This is a genomic window from Nocardia sp. NPDC058176 (assembly GCF_042883805.1).
Classification (GTDB): domain Bacteria; phylum Actinomycetota; class Actinomycetes; order Mycobacteriales; family Mycobacteriaceae; genus Nocardia.
Genome location: NZ_JBHVVA010000001.1, coordinates 1,690,082 through 1,706,213, shown reverse-complemented (window position 1 = coordinate 1,706,213; position 16,132 = coordinate 1,690,082). Strand labels below are relative to the sequence as shown.

The 16,132-nt window shown below is 70.0% G+C and carries 15 protein-coding genes; 6 read left to right on the top strand and 9 right to left on the bottom strand.

Going from position 1 to position 16,132, the window contains the following annotated elements; translation table 11 throughout:
* Positions 1–109: 109 nt before the first annotated feature.
* A complete protein-coding gene (locus ACFVVM_RS08000) occupies positions 110–1,042 on the top strand; it encodes a LysR family transcriptional regulator (protein ID WP_387614496.1) in 933 nt (310 codons plus the stop codon).
* Here the strand turns inward: ACFVVM_RS08000 and ACFVVM_RS07995 are convergent.
* The 7 genes from ACFVVM_RS07995 to ACFVVM_RS07965 form a co-directional block, all read right to left on the bottom strand.
* Positions 1,032–1,853, bottom strand: a complete 822-nt coding sequence (locus ACFVVM_RS07995) for a siderophore-interacting protein (protein ID WP_387614493.1) — start codon at positions 1,851–1,853, stop codon at positions 1,032–1,034. The two genes, ACFVVM_RS08000 and ACFVVM_RS07995, sit on opposite strands and share 11 nt — an antisense overlap.
* The gene (locus tag ACFVVM_RS07990) at positions 1,846–2,898 is read right to left on the bottom strand and encodes a FecCD family ABC transporter permease (protein ID WP_387614490.1); all 1,053 of its coding nucleotides are present in this window, start codon (positions 2,896–2,898) and stop codon (positions 1,846–1,848) included. Before ACFVVM_RS07990 ends, ACFVVM_RS07995 begins: the two co-directional genes overlap by 8 nt.
* Complete coding sequence (locus tag ACFVVM_RS07985) at positions 2,895–3,929, bottom strand: iron chelate uptake ABC transporter family permease subunit (protein ID WP_387614487.1); 1,035 nt, start codon at positions 3,927–3,929, stop codon at positions 2,895–2,897. The genes ACFVVM_RS07990 and ACFVVM_RS07985 overlap by 4 nt, the downstream gene beginning before the upstream one ends.
* Positions 3,926–4,852: an ABC transporter substrate-binding protein gene (locus tag ACFVVM_RS07980; RefSeq protein ID WP_387614484.1), complete on the bottom strand. Its 927-nt coding sequence runs from the start codon at positions 4,850–4,852 to the stop codon at positions 3,926–3,928. Before ACFVVM_RS07980 ends, ACFVVM_RS07985 begins: the two co-directional genes overlap by 4 nt.
* 108 nt (positions 4,853–4,960) lie before the next feature.
* Complete coding sequence (gene glmS / locus ACFVVM_RS07975; RefSeq protein ID WP_387614481.1) at positions 4,961–6,793, bottom strand: glutamine--fructose-6-phosphate transaminase (isomerizing); 1,833 nt, start codon at positions 6,791–6,793, stop codon at positions 4,961–4,963.
* A 14-nt stretch (positions 6,794–6,807) separates the two neighbouring features.
* Positions 6,808–7,077: a hypothetical protein gene (locus ACFVVM_RS07970; protein WP_387614478.1), complete on the bottom strand. Its 270-nt coding sequence runs from the start codon at positions 7,075–7,077 to the stop codon at positions 6,808–6,810.
* A 69-nt stretch (positions 7,078–7,146) separates the two neighbouring features.
* The gene (locus tag ACFVVM_RS07965) at positions 7,147–8,226 is read right to left on the bottom strand and encodes a LacI family DNA-binding transcriptional regulator (protein WP_387614475.1); all 1,080 of its coding nucleotides are present in this window, start codon (positions 8,224–8,226) and stop codon (positions 7,147–7,149) included.
* 106 nt (positions 8,227–8,332) lie between these two features.
* Between ACFVVM_RS07965 and ACFVVM_RS07960 the strand changes: the two genes are divergently transcribed.
* From ACFVVM_RS07960 to ACFVVM_RS07945, 4 genes are read left to right on the top strand one after another with little or no spacing between them, the layout of a single operon-like run.
* Entirely contained in the window at positions 8,333–9,637 is a 1,305-nt protein-coding gene (locus ACFVVM_RS07960) for an aryl-sulfate sulfotransferase (RefSeq protein ID WP_387614472.1), read from the top strand.
* Positions 9,634–10,476: an ABC transporter permease gene (locus tag ACFVVM_RS07955; protein ID WP_387614469.1), complete on the top strand. Its 843-nt coding sequence runs from the start codon at positions 9,634–9,636 to the stop codon at positions 10,474–10,476. The genes ACFVVM_RS07960 and ACFVVM_RS07955 overlap by 4 nt, the downstream gene beginning before the upstream one ends.
* A 1-nt stretch (position 10,477) precedes the next feature.
* Positions 10,478–11,236, top strand: coding sequence for an ABC transporter ATP-binding protein (locus ACFVVM_RS07950; RefSeq protein WP_387614466.1), 759 nt, complete (start codon positions 10,478–10,480; stop codon positions 11,234–11,236).
* A 27-nt stretch (positions 11,237–11,263) separates the two neighbouring features.
* Positions 11,264–12,223: an ABC transporter substrate-binding protein gene (locus tag ACFVVM_RS07945; RefSeq protein ID WP_387614463.1), complete on the top strand. Its 960-nt coding sequence runs from the start codon at positions 11,264–11,266 to the stop codon at positions 12,221–12,223.
* 43 nt (positions 12,224–12,266) lie between these two features.
* Here the strand turns inward: ACFVVM_RS07945 and ACFVVM_RS07940 are convergent, their stop codons facing one another.
* Both ACFVVM_RS07940 and ACFVVM_RS07935 read right to left on the bottom strand, forming a co-directional pair.
* Positions 12,267–12,770: an SRPBCC family protein gene (locus tag ACFVVM_RS07940; RefSeq protein ID WP_387614460.1), complete on the bottom strand. Its 504-nt coding sequence runs from the start codon at positions 12,768–12,770 to the stop codon at positions 12,267–12,269.
* A 119-nt stretch (positions 12,771–12,889) separates the two neighbouring features.
* Positions 12,890–14,167 carry a transcriptional regulator gene (locus ACFVVM_RS07935; RefSeq protein WP_387614457.1) on the bottom strand — a complete coding sequence of 426 codons (1,278 nt, stop codon included), beginning with the start codon at positions 14,165–14,167 and terminating at the stop codon, positions 12,890–12,892.
* Between the two features lie 120 nt (positions 14,168–14,287).
* Between ACFVVM_RS07935 and ACFVVM_RS07930 the strand changes: the two genes are divergently transcribed.
* Positions 14,288–16,114, top strand: a complete 1,827-nt coding sequence (locus ACFVVM_RS07930) for a flavin-containing monooxygenase (protein WP_387614454.1) — start codon at positions 14,288–14,290, stop codon at positions 16,112–16,114.
* The last annotated feature ends 18 nt before the right edge of the window (positions 16,115–16,132 follow it).

The window sequence follows — 16,132 nt, the reverse complement described above, 5'->3', positions numbered from 1 at the left end:
GGTCCCTTCGTGTCCTGAACTGCGGGTGCCTGGCTGGCGTGATCAGTGTCTCGGGAGCGACCGTGCCTGCGGTAGAGCGTGTTTGCCCGGGTGCCCATAGGGTTGCCCTATGGGTTTGTCGTCGAGGGTCTCGGACCTGGGGCCGTACGAGCTGCTCGCCACGATCGCGGCGACCGGGAGCATCGGCGCCTGCGCCCGGCACCACGGGCTGTCCCAGCCCGCGGTCAGCACCCGCATCCGGGGCCTCGAACAGCGCCTGGGTTTGCGGCTGCTGGACCGTCATCCCCGGGGGACCACCGTGACCGAGACCGGCCAGTTGGTGTTGCGGTGGGCGCGCCCCGCGCTGGAGGCCACCGCCGATCTCGACCAGGCGCTCGACACCTTGACCGGAGTGTCACCAGCCCATCTGACGCTCGCGGCCAGCACCACCATCGCCGAGTTCTTCCTACCGACCTGGTTCGCCGCCCTGCGAAAACGGTTGCCCGGGACCAACATCAGCCTGCTGTGCCACAACAGCGCCGATACCGTCGCCCTGATTCGTCGCGGCGGTGCGGAACTGGGATTCGCCGAGGCGGGCCACATCTCCGCCGGGCTCGAACACCGCCCCGTCGTGCGTGACCGGCTCGTCGTCGTGGTCGCCCCGGACCACCCCTGGGCCGGGCGTGACGCGGTCACCGCCACCGATCTGGCCACCGCCCCGCTGATCCTGCGCGAACCCGGCTCGGCCACCAGATCGGTTCTCCACGACCGGCTCTCGACGCTGCCCGACCCGTTGACCGTGGTTCCCGCCATGGAGCTGACCTCGGCCACCGCGATCAAGAACGCCGCCGCGAGCGGTCTCGGCCCGGCGGTGCTGAGCGAGTTGACCGTTCGCGACGAGCTCGCCGCGGGCACCCTCGTCGAGGTGCCCGTCCCCGGCCTCACCCTGGAACGCAACCTGCACGCCTGCTGGCGACGTCACCACCGCTTCAGCGCACCGGCCCGCCACCTGCTCGAGATCGCCACCACCCACACCGACCGCCCACTCGCCACTACGCGGTGAGCGGGCCGCCCAGCTTCCAATAGCCGAGGAAGGCCACCTGGGGTTTGGGGATGTGGAGTTCGGCGGTGAGGTAGCGGCGAGTGCGCGTCACCATGCCGGATTCGCCCGCGATCCAGACGTACAGGTTCTCGTGGCCCGGTCGGGCGTCGCCCCAAGCGCGGACGGCGTGTTCGAGTCGCTCCCCAGGAACATCACCGGCCGGGACGACCTGTGCCGAGGGGACGAGCGCGTCGAGCGGATTCGTCGCCTCGACCAGGATCTCGACGTTCGTCCCCTCGGGCAGGCTCGCGTGGATGTTCCTGATCGCGGGATAGGCGGTTTCGTCGCCGATCAGCAGGAACCGGGTGGCATCGCCGGGCTTCCAGTGGATGCCGTATCCGGTGTCTCCGTTGCGGACATCGGGGCCGGTGATGACGAGCGGGTCGCCGGTTCGCGCCGCGAGTGCCCAGGCGGAGGCGGGTCCGGCGGGTTCGTGGATGAAGAAGTCGACATCGATCTCGTGCTGCTCCGGCCGGATGCCCGCGGGGGTGTAGGTGCGCAGGACATTGCGTTCGGTGTCAGGGAGTTCGCGCCATCGCGTGTACCAGTGCGAGGGGTGCGGGGTCGGCTCGTCGAGGAGGCCGAACTCGGCGATGCTGCCGTCGGGCCGAGGCAGAACGAGCTTGATCCGCTGGTCGACGCCCCACGGTGCGAAGTGGCGCAGATCCGGTCCGGTTAGGGTGATGCGGCGGAACCCCGGCGTGAGCGCTCGCACGGCACCGACGGTGACGCGGAAGGCACTGTATTCCCACGGGCGTTGTTGCTCAGGCACGGCGGCGGATCTCCTGGATGATGGTGACGACGAGGTAGATGCCGCCCACCGACACGGTGACGACACCCGCGGGCAGCGCGACGGGCAGCACATGCTGGGCGATCATGTCCGACCCCAGCAGCAGGACCGCGCCGAACAACGCCGACAGCGTGGGCGACAGATGCGGGGTGCGGGCGATGCGGCGCGCGATCTGGGGCGCGGCGAGGGCGACGAACGCGATCGGGCCGACCACCGCGGTGGCGATGGACACCAGCGCGACACCGAGGAGCAACGCCAGCGTGCGGACCCGATCCGGTCGCGCACCGGAGGCGGTGGCCATGTCGTCGCCGAGGTCGATCTGCTGCAGCGCGGGCGCCATCGCGCCGAGGACCAGCAGCAACGGCAGCGCGCAGAGCACGGCGCCGAGGACGGGGCCCGCCGTCACTCCGTTGAGCGAACCCGCGCCCCAGGCGGAGGCGAACATCGCGGTCTCGAGCTCGATCTGCAACAGCATCCACGTGTTCAGCGACGCGAGCATGGCGGAGATCCCGATGCCGACGATGATCAGCCGAAACCCCTGCACACCGCCCGTGCGGGCGAGGAACCAGATGGCGGCGGCGGCCGCCGCGCCCCCGGCGACGGCACCGAGCGTCATCACCGGCCAGCTCGCCGTGAAGACGACGACGGTGATCAGCATGCCGGTGAACGCGCCGTTGGAGAGTCCGAGAACATCCGGACTGGCGAGCGGATTGCGGGTGACGGTCTGGAACAGCGCGCCCGCGATGGCGAGCAGGCCGCCGAGAATGATCGCGGCCATGGCACGCGGCAGGCGCCATTCGTAGACGACGGTGCGGTCCAGTGCGCCACCACCGCCCAGCAAGACGCGCACCACTTCGGCCGGGGTGAGCGCGTAGGTGCCGAGGCCGAGCGTGAGCACCGTGAGTACCGCGAGCACGGCGACCGCGATCGTGCCGACGAGCACGCTGCGCCCGCGGACCGGGACGACGACGGGCCCGCACCGCAGGAACAGCCGACGATGGCCGACGTCCAGCGTCGTCGTGCTCATCCGAGTCCACTCGCCTTGCGTCGCCGCGCCAGCGCGATGAGCACGGGGGCGCCCACGAACGCGGTCACGATGCCGACCGGTACCTCGGCCGGTGCGATGATCACGCGCCCCAGCACGTCCGAGAACAGGATCACGACCGGTGCGAGCAGGACCGAGACCGCGATGATCACCCGCTGATCGACCCCGAACACCCAGCGCGCGATGTGCGGAACCATGAGTCCGATGAACGCGATCGGTCCGGCCAGCGCGGTCGCCGAGCCGGCGAGCAAGGTGACCGCCGCGATCACCGCCACCCTGATCCCGCGCACGTTCGCGCCCTGCGCGGTGGCCATGTCGTCGCCGAGGGCGAGCGAGTTCAACCCGGGCGCCACGACGAACGCGAGGATCAGCCCCACCACGATGAACGGCACCACGGGCAGCAGGACGTCATAGCCGCGGCCGAGCAGTGAACCGGCGTGCCAGCTGCGCATCGAGTCGAACGCGTCGGGATTGCTCAGGGCCAGCCCGGTCGTGATGCCGGAGAACACCGCGCCCAGCGCGACACCGGCGAGCGTCAGCCGAATCGGATCCGGGGCGCCGCGTCCCGACGACCCGATGAGGTACACCGCGACCGTCACCACCAGCGCGCCCGCGAAGCCGAGCCACACGAAACCCGAGATGTCGCGCATGCCGAAGAACGCCACACCCACCGCGACGGCGAACGCCGCCCCGGCGTTCACACCCAGGATTCCGGGGTCGGCGAGTGGGTTCCGGGTGAACGCCTGGATCAGCGCTCCCGCGACGCCCAGTGCGGCACCGGCCACGATGCCGGTCAGCGTCCGGGGTATCCGGAGTTCGTTGACGATGTAGCGCGCTTCGTCCGTGCCCGCACCGCGCAGCGTGTCGATCACGAGGTCCAGCGGCAGCGGGTTGGCTCCCACGGCGAGGGACAGCGTCACGGCGAGAACGAGCGCGGCGAGCAACCCGACGGCACCGACACGCCTTTTCAGGCGCGCGGCCGCCGGGCCGCCCGTGGCGACAACCGCCGTCACCGGTTGGCGTCGAGGAACTGCTCGATGTCGTCGAGCACCTTGTGCGCGCCCTTCGGGCCGACACCGGAGACCCAGTAGCTCGTGTCGACGAGCGTGACCGACCCGAACGCATCGGCGTTGTGCGTCACCGCCGCCGGGATCTTGGTCTTGTCGTTCACATCGGTGGCGGTCACGAACACCACGTCGGCGCTCGCCTTCCGGACGTTCTCCGGCGAGAGGTCGGCCTGGAGCCCGTCCACCCACTGCTGGTCCGGAATCGTGAAGCCGACGCACTCCAGGAGGCTGCCCGCGAACGAGGTCGGCCCGTACAGGCTCAGGGTCGTCTCGTCGCGCGGCCGGATCATCTGGACGGTCCGGCCGTCGACGGCGTGCTCGTCCGCGAGCTCGGCACATCGCGTGTCGACACCGTCGAGCAACTGCTGGGTCTGCTCCTGACGGTTCAGCGCCTTGCCGATGAGGAGCGCGTTCTGCCGCCACGGATCACTGTGGGTCGCCATGAACACCGTCGGCGCGATCGAGTTCAGCTGCTCGAACAGCTTCGAATGCCGGGACTCGGTCCCCAGGATCAGGTCCGGTCGCAAGGCGGCGATGGCCTCGAGGTCGGGTTCGGGCACCGTGCCGACCGGTTCGACACCCTCGACGCCGAGATAGGCGGGCATCTTGCTGACATTGCTCGCCACCGCGGCGCCCACCGGCGTCACGCCCAGCGCCACCGCCGTGTCCAGCTCCAAGGGCTCCAGCACGACGACTCGCTGCGGGTCCTCCGGCACCTGCGCGGTGCCGCGGGCATGCGCCACCTCGACCGTCCCCCCGGAACCCTGCGGCTGTTCCGGGTCCGCCGAGCACCCCACGAGCACCCCGACGAAAATGGCGGAAACCGCGGTACCTGCAACGGTCCGGCGTAGGACGGAAGACGAACGCATAGCAACCTCTCGACGACGCAAGGGCACCGGCGGAACCCGGAACGGCCCTGTCAGAGAGGGAAGCCTAGCCTAACGACTTGTGCGGATCTGCTGGGCGTTGCCACCCGCCTATTCGACGGTGACGCTCTTGGCGAGGTTGCGGGGCTTGTCGATGTCGCGGCCCAGCGCCAGGGCGGTGTGATAGGCGAGCAGCTGGAGCGGGATCGTCAGCAGCATGGGGTCGAGTTCCGGTGCGACCCTGGGGATTCGGATGACATCGTCGGCGACGTTCGCCGGGAGGTCGGCGTTGGTGACGGCGATGACCGGGCCGCCACGGGCCTTGATCTGCTCGATGGTGTTGATGTTCTTGGCCAGGAGTTCGTCGTCGGGGACGATCACCACGCTCGGCATCTCCGGGTCGATCAGCGCGAGGGGGCCGTGCTTGAGCTCGGAGGCCTGGTAGGCCTCGGCGTGGATGTAGCTGACCTCCTTGAGCTTCTGCGCCCCTTCCCGGGCGACCGGCCAGGCCCGCACCCGGCCGATGAAGAACATGCTGCGCGCCTTGGCATAGCGCTGGGCGATCTCGGCGATGGCCGGTTCGTCGGTGAGGACCTTGTCGATGGCATCGGGCAGGGCGCGCAGGCCGTCGACGACGCGCTGGCCATCGGCGGCGGAGAGATCGCGGACGCGGCCGAGCAGCAGGGCCAGCATGGTGAACGAGACCGACATGTTGGTCAGCGCCTTGGTCGAGGCGACCGAGATCTCCGGTCCGGCATGCAGGAACACCCCGGCGCCGCACTGGCGGGCGATCGCGCTGCCCACGGCATTGACGGCGCCGATGACGCGCCCGCCCTTGCGCTGGAGTTCCTGCACCGCGGCCAGGGTGTCGAGGGTTTCGCCGGACTGGCTGATCGCGACATAGAGCGCGTCGGGATCCACCACCGGATTGCGGTAGCGGAACTCCGACGCGGGCTCGGCTGTGGCGGGGATGCGCGCGAGTTCCTCGACCACCTGCGCACCGAGCTGGCCGGCGTAGTAGGCCGAACCGCAGCCCAGGAACACGACCTTGCTGATTCCGCGCAGCTCTCGCGCGTCCATGTTCAATCCGCCGAGGTGGGCGGTGGCGAAGCGATCGTCGAGGCGGCCGCGCAGCGCTCGGCGCACCGCCTCGCCCTGTTCGGCGATCTCCTTGCGCATGAAATCGGGGTGACCGCCCAGGGCGTAGTCCTCGGCCGCCATGTCGATGGTGGTCGGCACCTTGTCGGTCTGCTCGGAGTCGGCGCCCAGGGTGCTGGTGCGGAACTCGCTCGCCCGCAGGGTGGCGATCTCGCCGTCGTCGAGGAACACCACGCGCTGGGTGTGGTGGACCAGGGCGGCGACATCGGAGGCCACGAACATCTCGCCGTCGCCCACGCCGAGCACGATGGGGCTGCCGTTGCGCGCCACGACCAGTTCGGTGGGACGGCGCGCGTCGAGGACGAGCAGCCCGTAGGTGCCCTGGATCCGGTACAGCGCGGTGCGCACGGCGGCTTCCAGCGACTCGGCGTCGTCTAGCTCGCGGGCGATCAGGTGGGCGATGGCCTCGGTGTCGGTGTCGGAAACCAGCTCGACACCGCTCGCGGTCAGCTCGGCGCGCAGCTGTTCGGCGTTCTCGACGATCCCGTTGTGCACCACGGCGATCCGGCCGGTTCCATCCACGTGGGGGTGCGCGTTGGCGTCACTGGGTTCGCCATGGGTGGCCCAGCGGGTGTGCGCGATGCCGACCGTCCCGCGCAGCGTGGCGGTCTCGGCCTTGTCGCGCAGATCCTGTACCCGCCCTCGGGTTTTGGTGACCTTGAGCTTGCCGCGATGCGGCAGCGCGAGACCGGCCGAGTCGTAGCCGCGGTATTCGAGCCGGTGCAGTCCTTCGAGCAGGACCGGGACCGCCTGCCGGTGACCGATGTATCCGACGATTCCACACATGGCGCGAGGACTCCTTACCCGTAGACGATGCGACGCAGTTGCCGTTCGGTGAACTGGGGGGCGGCGACCGGCCGCTGCGCGAGCTCGCCGGCCAGCACCTGCCAGATCTCGGCATTGCGCACCTGCCGCGCCTGCAACTCGGTGTGGCGGCGCCGGACGAACTGCTCGGCCGTCTCGTCGAAGTAGCCGACGATATCGGCGATCACCCGCGCCGCCAGCCGCTCCGGCAGGCCCGTGGACACCGCCACGTAGCGGACCAGATCAGCCGATGCCCCGTCGTTCACCCGGATGATCCTGCCTGGCGAATCCGGTTTCACCAACTTCCCTGCCCGAAATCGGGCAGAATCACCGATCTACGTGGGGAGGCAGCCGCAGGATTCGGCGGGCTTCACCGCGATCGGCAGCGATGCGGGGTCGATGGCCGCCGGTTCGGGTGCGGTCGTGAGCAGCCGGTCGAGTGCTTGGCGGGTGATCGCCTCGATCGGTTGCTGCACCGAGGTCAGGGTGATCTGGCTGAAGTTCCGGGCGGCGCTCGCGTCGAAGCCGACGATGCGCACCTGGTCGGGAACCCGGAAACCCGCGTCGGTGATCGCGCGCACCGCGGCGTCTGCCTGGGCGTTGGTGCCGACGACCAGGCCGTGCGGTGGCCGGTCGCGGGTGGCGAGGTGGTCGGTCACGCCGCGGTACGCCCCCGCGGCGGTCAGGTCGGTCGGGATCGCGGTGGCGGTGTCGCCGACGACCGAGGCGAATCCCTGGAAGCGCTGCGCGACGGTCTCCCGGTCGCCGTAGCGAACGTCGTCGGCGGTGAATCCGCCGACGAAGACGATGTCGCGACAGCCGTGAACCTCGGTGAGGTGCTGGGCGGCGAGCCGACCCGCCGCCACATGATCGGCCCCGACGATCGGTGAGTCGACGGGGCTCCTGGTGTTGTGGACCCACACCACGGGCATCCGGGCCCGCGCGCAGATCCCACCGGTCCGGGTGGGGTCGACGGCGCCGACGATCATCAGCCCGTCGATGCCGACCTCGGTGAACGCCGTGGCGAACTCGAGTTCGCGTTCGGGGTCGTACCCGGTGTTGCCGATCATCGTGAGGTGGTCGCGTTCTCGCGCTTCGATCTCGACCCGGCCGACGAGAGCCGCGTAGAGCGGCATGGTCAGGTCGGGGACCAGGAGTCCGATCTGGCGCCAGCGGCGGGGCCTGCGCAGGGCCCGCGCGAGCCGGTCGGGGCGGTAGCGCAACTCGTCGGCCGCGGCGATCACCTTGGCGCGCAAGGTGTCCGAGACGGGCCGTGGGCCGTCGTTCAGGACGTAGCTCACCACCGCCGTGGAGACACCGGCGCGGGTCGCCACGTCGGCGAGGGTGGGGCGTTTAGCGGTCACATTCGGTCCAGTCTCGGGGTCGGTGCTGCGGTTCCGAAGGGTTTCGTTCATCGCGATTCCTACCCTATGCGCCGGTCCGATCCTGCCTACGCTAATCGATTAGATCAGTTACCGGCGCGACCCACGGCCGCAACAAACGACAGGTGAAGTAGACGACATGGCATACACACGACTCACCGGAGTCACCCACTTCGAACCCGAGAACGTCCACGACAGCCTCGTCCTGTTCACCGGCGCCGACTCGGTCACCCGTCTCATCGCCCTGGACGGCACGGTCGTCAAGGACTGGCCGCACGCGGGCGTTCCACCGCGCGTCATCGACCCCGCGCTCAACGGCGGCCGCCTCGGCGATCTCGGTGTGCAGCTGAGCGAGAGCGGCGACGGTCGCGGCGGGATCTACGCCAATGGCACTGTCGGACAACTCGATTGGTCGGGGGAGCGGGTGTGGGAGTGGGGTCGCGAGGCACCGGGCGGCGCGGCCCGCCAGAATCACGACTGGCAGTTGTTGCCCAACGGCAACCGGCTGCTGCTCGTCACCGTGCCCCGGGTGGTCGCGCAACTCGGCGTCACGGCGGAGGTCGGTGACCAGGGCCTGTACGAGGTGGCGCCGGACGGTGCGATCGTCTGGCAGTGGCTCGCCGGTGATCATCTCGACGAGTTCGGCTTCTCCGAGACCGGCAGGCAAGCGCTGCGCGAGACCGCCGCCCGTGATCCCGAGGACCCGTGGGGCTATCTGGAGATGAACAGCGCCACCCCGCTCGGCCCGAACCGGTGGCACGACGCGGACCCGGACAGCGTGTTCCACCCGGACAACATCATCGTCAGCTTCCGCAAGGCGAATGTGGTCGCGGTGATCGAGAAGGCATCGGGTGCGATCGTGTGGCGGCTCGGCCCGTACTTCGAGGCCGAGGCGGGGGCGCAGCATCAGCGGATCAATGTCCACAAGGTGCCGCGTCCGGTGGACCAGATCTCCGGCCAGCACAACCCGCACCTGATCCCCGAGGGGCTGCCGGGCGCGGGCAACATCCTGGTCTTCGACAACCAGGGCGGCGCCGGATATCCACCGGCCGCGCTGGGCATCTACGCGGGATCGCGGGTGCTCGAGATCGATCCGACGACGCGGCAGATCGTCTGGCAGTACACCGCGGAGGATTCCGGGCGCCCGTCGTGGACGTTCTTCAGTTCCTTCGTGAGCAACGCGCAGCGGCTGCCGAACGGCAACACCTTGATCACCGAGGGGATGCAGGGGCGGTTGTTCCAGGTGACGCCGCAGGGTGACGTCGTCTGGGAGTACCACAGCCCGTATGAGGGCTACGGCGTCGCGGGTGAGCCCGAGGTGCGCGAACCCCGGGTGCCCGGCGTCGACCGGCTCACCCTGACACCACTGGTCTACCGCGCCCAGGCGGTGCCCTTCGCGTGGGTTCCCGAGCAGGCGCGGGCGCGGGAAGGTGCGACGACATGACGAGTACGGTGCGCGCGACGACTGCCGACCCGCCGCGGATAGGGCCACTCCCCGGCCGCAGCCGGGTCCGGTCCTGGATCGCACGCGGCGGTTCCCTCGGCTGGACGCTCGCCGGGCTGACCCTGGCCGCTCTCGCCTGGACCCTCGTCGTCGCCTCGGGCCAGTTCCCCCGCGAACTGTTTCCCAGCGTCCCCGAGATCCTCGGCGCCGGACACGCACTCTGGCAGGAGGGCCTGCTCGCCGACGACGTCCTGGCCAGCCTGCGGCGGGCGCTCGGCGGATTCGCCCTCGGCGCGGTGGCCGGGATCGCCGCCGCGATCGTCACCGCGACCACCGCGCCAGGACGCAATCTCTTACAACCGGTCCTGCGCCTGCTCTCACCCATCCCGACCATCGGCCTCGTCCCGCTGGCCATCCTCTGGTTCGGGCTCGGCGAGAGCAGCAAGGCGCTGGTCATCGCCCTCGGCGTGTTCGTGCCGGTGTGGATCAACAGCCACGCCGGACTGGCGAGCACCCCGCGCGACTACCTGAAAGCGGCCCGCTGCCTCGGCGCGCGGCGGCGCCAGACGCTGTTCGAGATCGTGTTGCCGGAGGCGGCTCCCGACATCGTCGCCGGACTCCGGGTCGGCGCCGCGATGTCGTTCGTCCTCATCGTCGTCGCCGAGATGACCGGCACCACAGCGGGAATCGGCTACCGGCTCTATCAGGCCCAGCTGTTCTCCCAGGCGGATCAGCTGATCGCCTGCCTGATCGTGCTCGGCGTCCTCGGCGCGCTGGTCGATCTGATCCTCGCCGCGACCACCACACCGATGACCCGCTGGGCCGGCGAGGAGCACTGACATGGCCATCAGCACCGACGACCTCGTCGTCCACTTCCCCGGCAATCCGGCACCCACCCTCGACCGGATCACCCTGACCATCCCGGACGGTGCGTTCACCGTGCTCGTCGGTGCGTCGGGATCCGGGAAATCGACACTGCTGCACTGCCTGGCCGGACTGATCACCCCGACCTCGGGAACCGTCAGCGACAACGGCGAACCCGTCCGCGCGCCGGATCCGCGCCGCGGCGTGGCCTTTCAGCGCGACGTGCTCTTCCCGTGGATGAGCGTGGCCGACAACATCGGCTTCGCCCTGCGCGCCCGTGGCGTGGCCGCCGCCGAGCGGCCACGCCGGATCGCCGAACTGCTCGACGACGTCGAACTCGCCCGCACCGTCGGAACGCGACGGCCCAGCGAACTCTCCGGCGGCATGCGCCAACGGGTCAGCATCGCGCGCCTGCTCGCCGGGGAACCCGCGGTGATGCTGATGGACGAGCCCTTCGCCGCCCTGGACGCGCTGACCAGGTTGCGCATGCAGGACCTGCTCATCGACCTGTGGACCCGATCCGGGCGCACGATCGTGTTCGTCACCCACGACATCGACGAGGCGATCCGGCTCGCCGACACCGTCGATGTGCTCGACAACGGCCGGATCGCCGCGCGCCTCACCAATCCTGTCGACCGGCCCAGACCCGCCGACGCCCTCGCCGACCGGCCCGGCTACAGCGACATCCGCAAAGAACTGCACCACCGGCTCGGCATCGCCCATGCCGGTGGATGACCTTCCACCACACCGAGGAACACCACTGTGAAGACCACCATCACGCGGCTGCTCGCCGCCGCGCTCACCGTCACCACCCTGGCGATCACCGCCACTGCCTGCGGTTCCGACGACGACCCCGCCACCTTGACCGTCGGTTTCGTCGTCGACCCGTCCTGGGCACAGATCCCGGTCGCCGAGCAGGCGGGCTACTTCGAGAAACACGGTGTCGACGTCAAGGTCGTGAACTTCTCCTCCGGCGTCGAGGCCCTGCAGGCCGTCGCGGCCGGGCAGCTCGACGTGGCGACCGCGGCCGATGTGCCCACCGCCGCCGCCCTCACGAAGTCCCCGTCGCTGCGCGTGGTCGGCGACGGATCGCGCTGGGAGGGATCGCGGATCATCGCCCGGCGCAGCGCGGGCATCGCCGAGGTGGGCGATCTCGCGGGCAAGTCGATCGGCACGCCGATCGGGACGAGCGCCGCCTATTTCGTGGCGAACACCTTGGCGCACAACGATATCGAGGCGACCCTGGTCCAGGTGGCACCGTCGGCGATGGTGACCGCGGCGACGCAGCGCAATGTCGACGCCGTGTCCATCTTCCAGCCGTACCAGGCCCAGGTCGTCCAGGCGCTCGGTGACGATGCCGTCGAGCTCAGGGGCGGCACCTACCAGCAGCACAGCCTGTATCTGGCCTCGCAGAACGCGCTCACTGGCAAGTCCGAGGCGCTCACGGCGTTCTTCGCGGCACTCGACGAGGCCGGGCGGGATCTGCGCGATCTCACCGAGCCCGCGGTCGCCGCGGTCGCCGCCGCCACCCGGCTCCAGCCGGATCTGCTCCGAAACGTGCTGCCCCAGTTCGACTTCGCCCTCGAGCTGACCCCCGAGCTGGCGGTCAAGCTCGATGAGCTCGGCGCCTGGGCCAAGGACCAGGGAAAGATCGACGGCGGCACCGCCCTGCCTCGCTACGACGACTTCCTCGACACCCGATTCCTGCCGGCGAATCGGTGACACGGCACCGGCGGCGGGTGTGTCCGCGCGTCGCCGGTGCGGATCAGTCCGTCGATTCGAGCTGCCGGCGAAGAGTGCGCAGGGTGCGCCGGATGTTCTTGCGCTGGAATTCGGCGAAGGTGTCGCCACCGGTGGCCACACGGTCGAAGACGCCCGCGATCGCATCCGGCCATCGAGCGCGATCGTCGTGCCAGGTCTCGGTGACCCGGGTGCCGCCGTTCGCCGGCGCGAACCGGTACTCCCAGGTGGCGATCGGCGCGCGCAACACCGGACGGCCGACCCCGATCGCCTCCACCCGGAAGGCGAAGCGCTGCCCGGGATCCGCGGCGGTCACCACGCAGCGCGTCACCCAGCGGGCGAATCCCCGCTTGTTGAATCCGTCGAATTCCATTCCCACATAGGTGGACTCGCGCGGCTCGGCGACCTTCGCCCCACGATTCTCCGGGCTCCACCGGCCCATCAGGGTCGGATCGCTGACCTGCTGATAGACGGAGACCGGGTCGGCAGCGATGTCGATGCTGTCGAAGACCGTCATGGTGCGGCTCATGGGCTCGAACCTAGCCGATCGCCCACCCCCGGTCACCGGAGGATCTGTCGGCGACGCCCGGTGGAGAGGTGCCGGGGGCCGCGAGCGCGGATAATGGGAATGCCGACGTGCCCGGTGCGTCAGCGTTCGGCGTCGGTCGCGCACCGCGCGCGCAGGCCGGGGGTCGCGGTGTGCCGGACGAAGTCGGACTCGGCCAGGCGTTCGGCCGCGCCGAGAGCGACGGTGAGACTGGCGGATTCGGCGATCCGGTAGGGGCGACTGGCCAGCACCGAACCGAGGACGCGCCGCAGCCGGGAGACCTCGGCTCGGACGGCGACCGCATGGTCCGGGTCGCCGTAGAGCGCTTCGCTGAGCTGGAGCACCGTCATGCCGTGTCGACCGGACAGGTGCAGGAGCAGCAGGATCTCGGCGTGGCGGGCCGAGAGCGCGGTGCGCCAACCGGATTCGCCGCCGAGCGCGCGCAGCATCGGCGGACCGGACAGGTCGAGCTCCCACTGCGTGACGCGCGCGCGGGCATCCGGGCGCAGGAGCCAGCCGTCGCCGAACTGCTCGGCGACGCACACGCCGAGCCCGGGAAGGGTGATCGCGGCACCGGCGTGCGGCACGGCGACCCGGCGGGCGGCGGCGACGCCGACGGCGTGCGCGACCCAGCCGTCGTCGTCGACCACCACGGCCGGGCCGGTCACGGTCGCGAGCGCCGGACCGGCGGCCGTGCGCAGCCGGGCGAGGCGGTGCTCGTGATGACGCCACAGCTGGGCTTCGGCGAGCCGAACGCTGGTCGCCACCAGCGCGGTGACGGCGGGATGCAGGGTCAGCGCGGGACCACTGATGTCGACGATGCCGAGCAGGTCGCCGGTGCGCGGGTCGTGGATCGGGGCGGCGGTGCAGTGCCAGGGATGCTGGAACTGTTCGAAGTGTTCACCGGAGAACAACTGGACCGGGGCGGCCTCGGTGAGCGCGGTCCCGATGGCGTTCGTGCCTACCGCGTTCTCGGTCCAGCGCGCGCCCTCGCGGAAGCCGAGCGTGTCGGCCTGGTGGCGGACCTTGGCCGAGCCGTGCCGCCAGAGCACGACGCCCTCGGCATCGGCCACCACGAGCATCAGCTGGGCGGCGGTGTCGGCGAGGGAGGCGACCGCCTCGGTCAGATCCTCGACCACCGCGGTGAGCGTCGATTCCCGGCGACGGCGTTCGACATCGTCGACGGCGAGGACGGACCGGGTCCGCGGCTGATCCGGAACCAGCCCGGCGGCCAGCACCCGCGACCACGACCGGGCGACGAGCGGGCGCGGACGCAGTGGCGAGCGGCCACCGGCGATCACGGCGCCGTGCATGCGAATGAGTTCGCGCGCGTAGCCGGAGAGATCGGTGCCGGGCTCGACCGCGTTGAAACCGCCCACGATCCGCCCCTTCCTCCGTTCCGGCCGGCAGCGCCGCGTGCGTTGCAACGCACTGCAACGATTGTGCCACCCCACGGTCATGGCGTGTGCTCTAGGTCACAGATCGTTGAGGAGGATTCGATGACCCAGACACTCGACGCCGTCGTGGACGGACCGGGCGCGCTCGACCCGCAACAGCGCGTGGACACCTGGCTGGCCGCTTTCGAAGCGGCGCTGGCCGCGCGTGACGTCGACGCCGCGGCCGCCATGTTCGCCACCGACAGCTTCTGGCGCGACCTGATCGCGTTCACCTGGAACATCAAGACCGTCGAGGGCCGCGGCGGTGTCGCCGACATGCTCCGCGCGCAACTGGCCGACACCGACCCGTCCGGCTTCCACACCACCGAACCGCCGACCGAGGACGACGGCGTGATCAGCGCGTGGATCGGCTTCGAGACCGGTGCGGGCCGCGGTGTCGGGCACCTGCGGCTCACCGACGAGGGCGCCTGGACCTTGCTGACGAGCCTGCAGGAGCTCGCGGGTCATGAGGAGGGCAAGGGCGCGCGCAGGCCGAAGGGTGTGCACCACGGTGCCGACCGCGCCCGGGTGACCTGGTCCGAACAGCGCAGGCTCGAACAGAACGAGCTCGGCTACACCCGGCAGCCGTATGTGCTCATCGTCGGCGGGGGACAGGGCGGGATCGCCCTCGGCGCGCGGATGCGTCAGCTCGGGGTGCCCGCGCTCGTCGTCGACAAGCACGACCGGCCCGGCGACCAGTGGCGCAAGCGGTACAAGTCGCTGTGCCTGCACGACCCGGTCTGGTACGACCACCTGCCGTATCTGCCGTTCCCGGACAACTGGCCGGTGTTCGCGCCCAAGGACAAGATCGGCGACTGGCTCGAGATGTACACCAAGGTCATGGAGGTGCCGTACTGGTCCAAGACCACCTGCACCTCGGCCCGGTACGACGAGGCGAGCCGGACCTGGACGGTGGAGGTCGAACGCGACGGTGCGCCGGTGGAGTTGCGTCCCACGCACCTGGTGCTCGCGACCGGGATGTCGGGCAAACCCAATGTCCCGAATTTCCCTGGCATGGACCGCTTTCGGGGCGATCAGCATCACTCGAGCCTGCACCCGGGACCGGACCGGTACGCGGGCCAGCGGGCGGTGGTGATCGGAGCGAACAACTCCGCGCACGACATCTGCGCGGCGCTGTGGGAGGTGGGCGCGCAGGTCACCATGGTGCAGCGGTCATCGACGCACATCGTGAAATCGGATTCGCTGATGGAGATCGGGCTCGGCGATCTGTACTCCGAACGGGCGCTGGCCGCCGGAATCACCACGCACAAGGCCGATCTCACCTTCGCCTCGCTGCCGTACCGGATCATGCACCAGTTCCAGATCCCGGTCTACGACGCCATCCGGGAACGCGACGCTGACTTCTACGCCCGCCTCGAACGGGCCGGATTCGACCTCGACTGGGGCGACGACGGTTCCGGGCTGTTCATGAAGTACCTGCGCCGTGGCTCGGGCTACTACATCGATGTGGGCGCCGCCGAACTCGTCGCCAACGGTGACATCGCGCTGGCGCACGGACAGGTGCGCGAACTCACCGAGAACAGCGTGATTCTCGCCGACGGCACCGAGCTGCCCGCCGACCTCGTCGTCTACGCGACCGGATACGGCTCGATGAACGGCTGGGCCGCCGACCTCATCGGCCAGGACGTCGCCGACACGGTGGGCAAGTGCTGGGGTTTCGGTTCCGGCACCACCAAGGACCCCGGACCGTGGGAGGGCGAACTGCGCAACATGTGGAAGCCGACCCAGCAGGACGGATTGTGGTTCCACGGCGGCAATCTGCACCAGTCCCGGCACTATTCGCTGTATCTGGCCTTGCAGCTCAAAGCCCGTTTCGAGGGGATTCCGACGCCGGTCTACGGGAAACAGGAGGTCCATCACCTGAGCTGAGCGCGGGGCGGCTCCGCT

Bases quoted from the DNA above. Each gene is read 5' to 3' on its own strand.
- ACFVVM_RS08000 (WP_387614496.1), top strand. From the start codon at position 110: ATGGGTTTGTCGTCGAGGGTCTCGGACCTGGGGCCGTACGAGCTGCTC.
- ACFVVM_RS07990 (WP_387614490.1), bottom strand. From the start codon at position 2,898: ATGAGCACGACGACGCTGGACGTCGGCCATCGTCGGCTGTTCCTGCGG.
- ACFVVM_RS07980 (WP_387614484.1), bottom strand. From the start codon at position 4,852: ATGCGTTCGTCTTCCGTCCTACGCCGGACCGTTGCAGGTACCGCGGTT.
- glmS (WP_387614481.1), bottom strand. From the start codon at position 6,793: ATGTGTGGAATCGTCGGATACATCGGTCACCGGCAGGCGGTCCCGGTC.
- ACFVVM_RS07965 (WP_387614475.1), bottom strand. From the start codon at position 8,226: ATGAACGAAACCCTTCGGAACCGCAGCACCGACCCCGAGACTGGACCG.
- ACFVVM_RS07960 (WP_387614472.1), top strand. From the start codon at position 8,333: ATGGCATACACACGACTCACCGGAGTCACCCACTTCGAACCCGAGAAC.
- ACFVVM_RS07955 (WP_387614469.1), top strand. From the start codon at position 9,634: ATGACGAGTACGGTGCGCGCGACGACTGCCGACCCGCCGCGGATAGGG.
- ACFVVM_RS07950 (WP_387614466.1), top strand. From the start codon at position 10,478: ATGGCCATCAGCACCGACGACCTCGTCGTCCACTTCCCCGGCAATCCG.
- ACFVVM_RS07940 (WP_387614460.1), bottom strand. From the start codon at position 12,770: ATGAGCCGCACCATGACGGTCTTCGACAGCATCGACATCGCTGCCGAC.
- ACFVVM_RS07930 (WP_387614454.1), top strand. From the start codon at position 14,288: ATGACCCAGACACTCGACGCCGTCGTGGACGGACCGGGCGCGCTCGAC.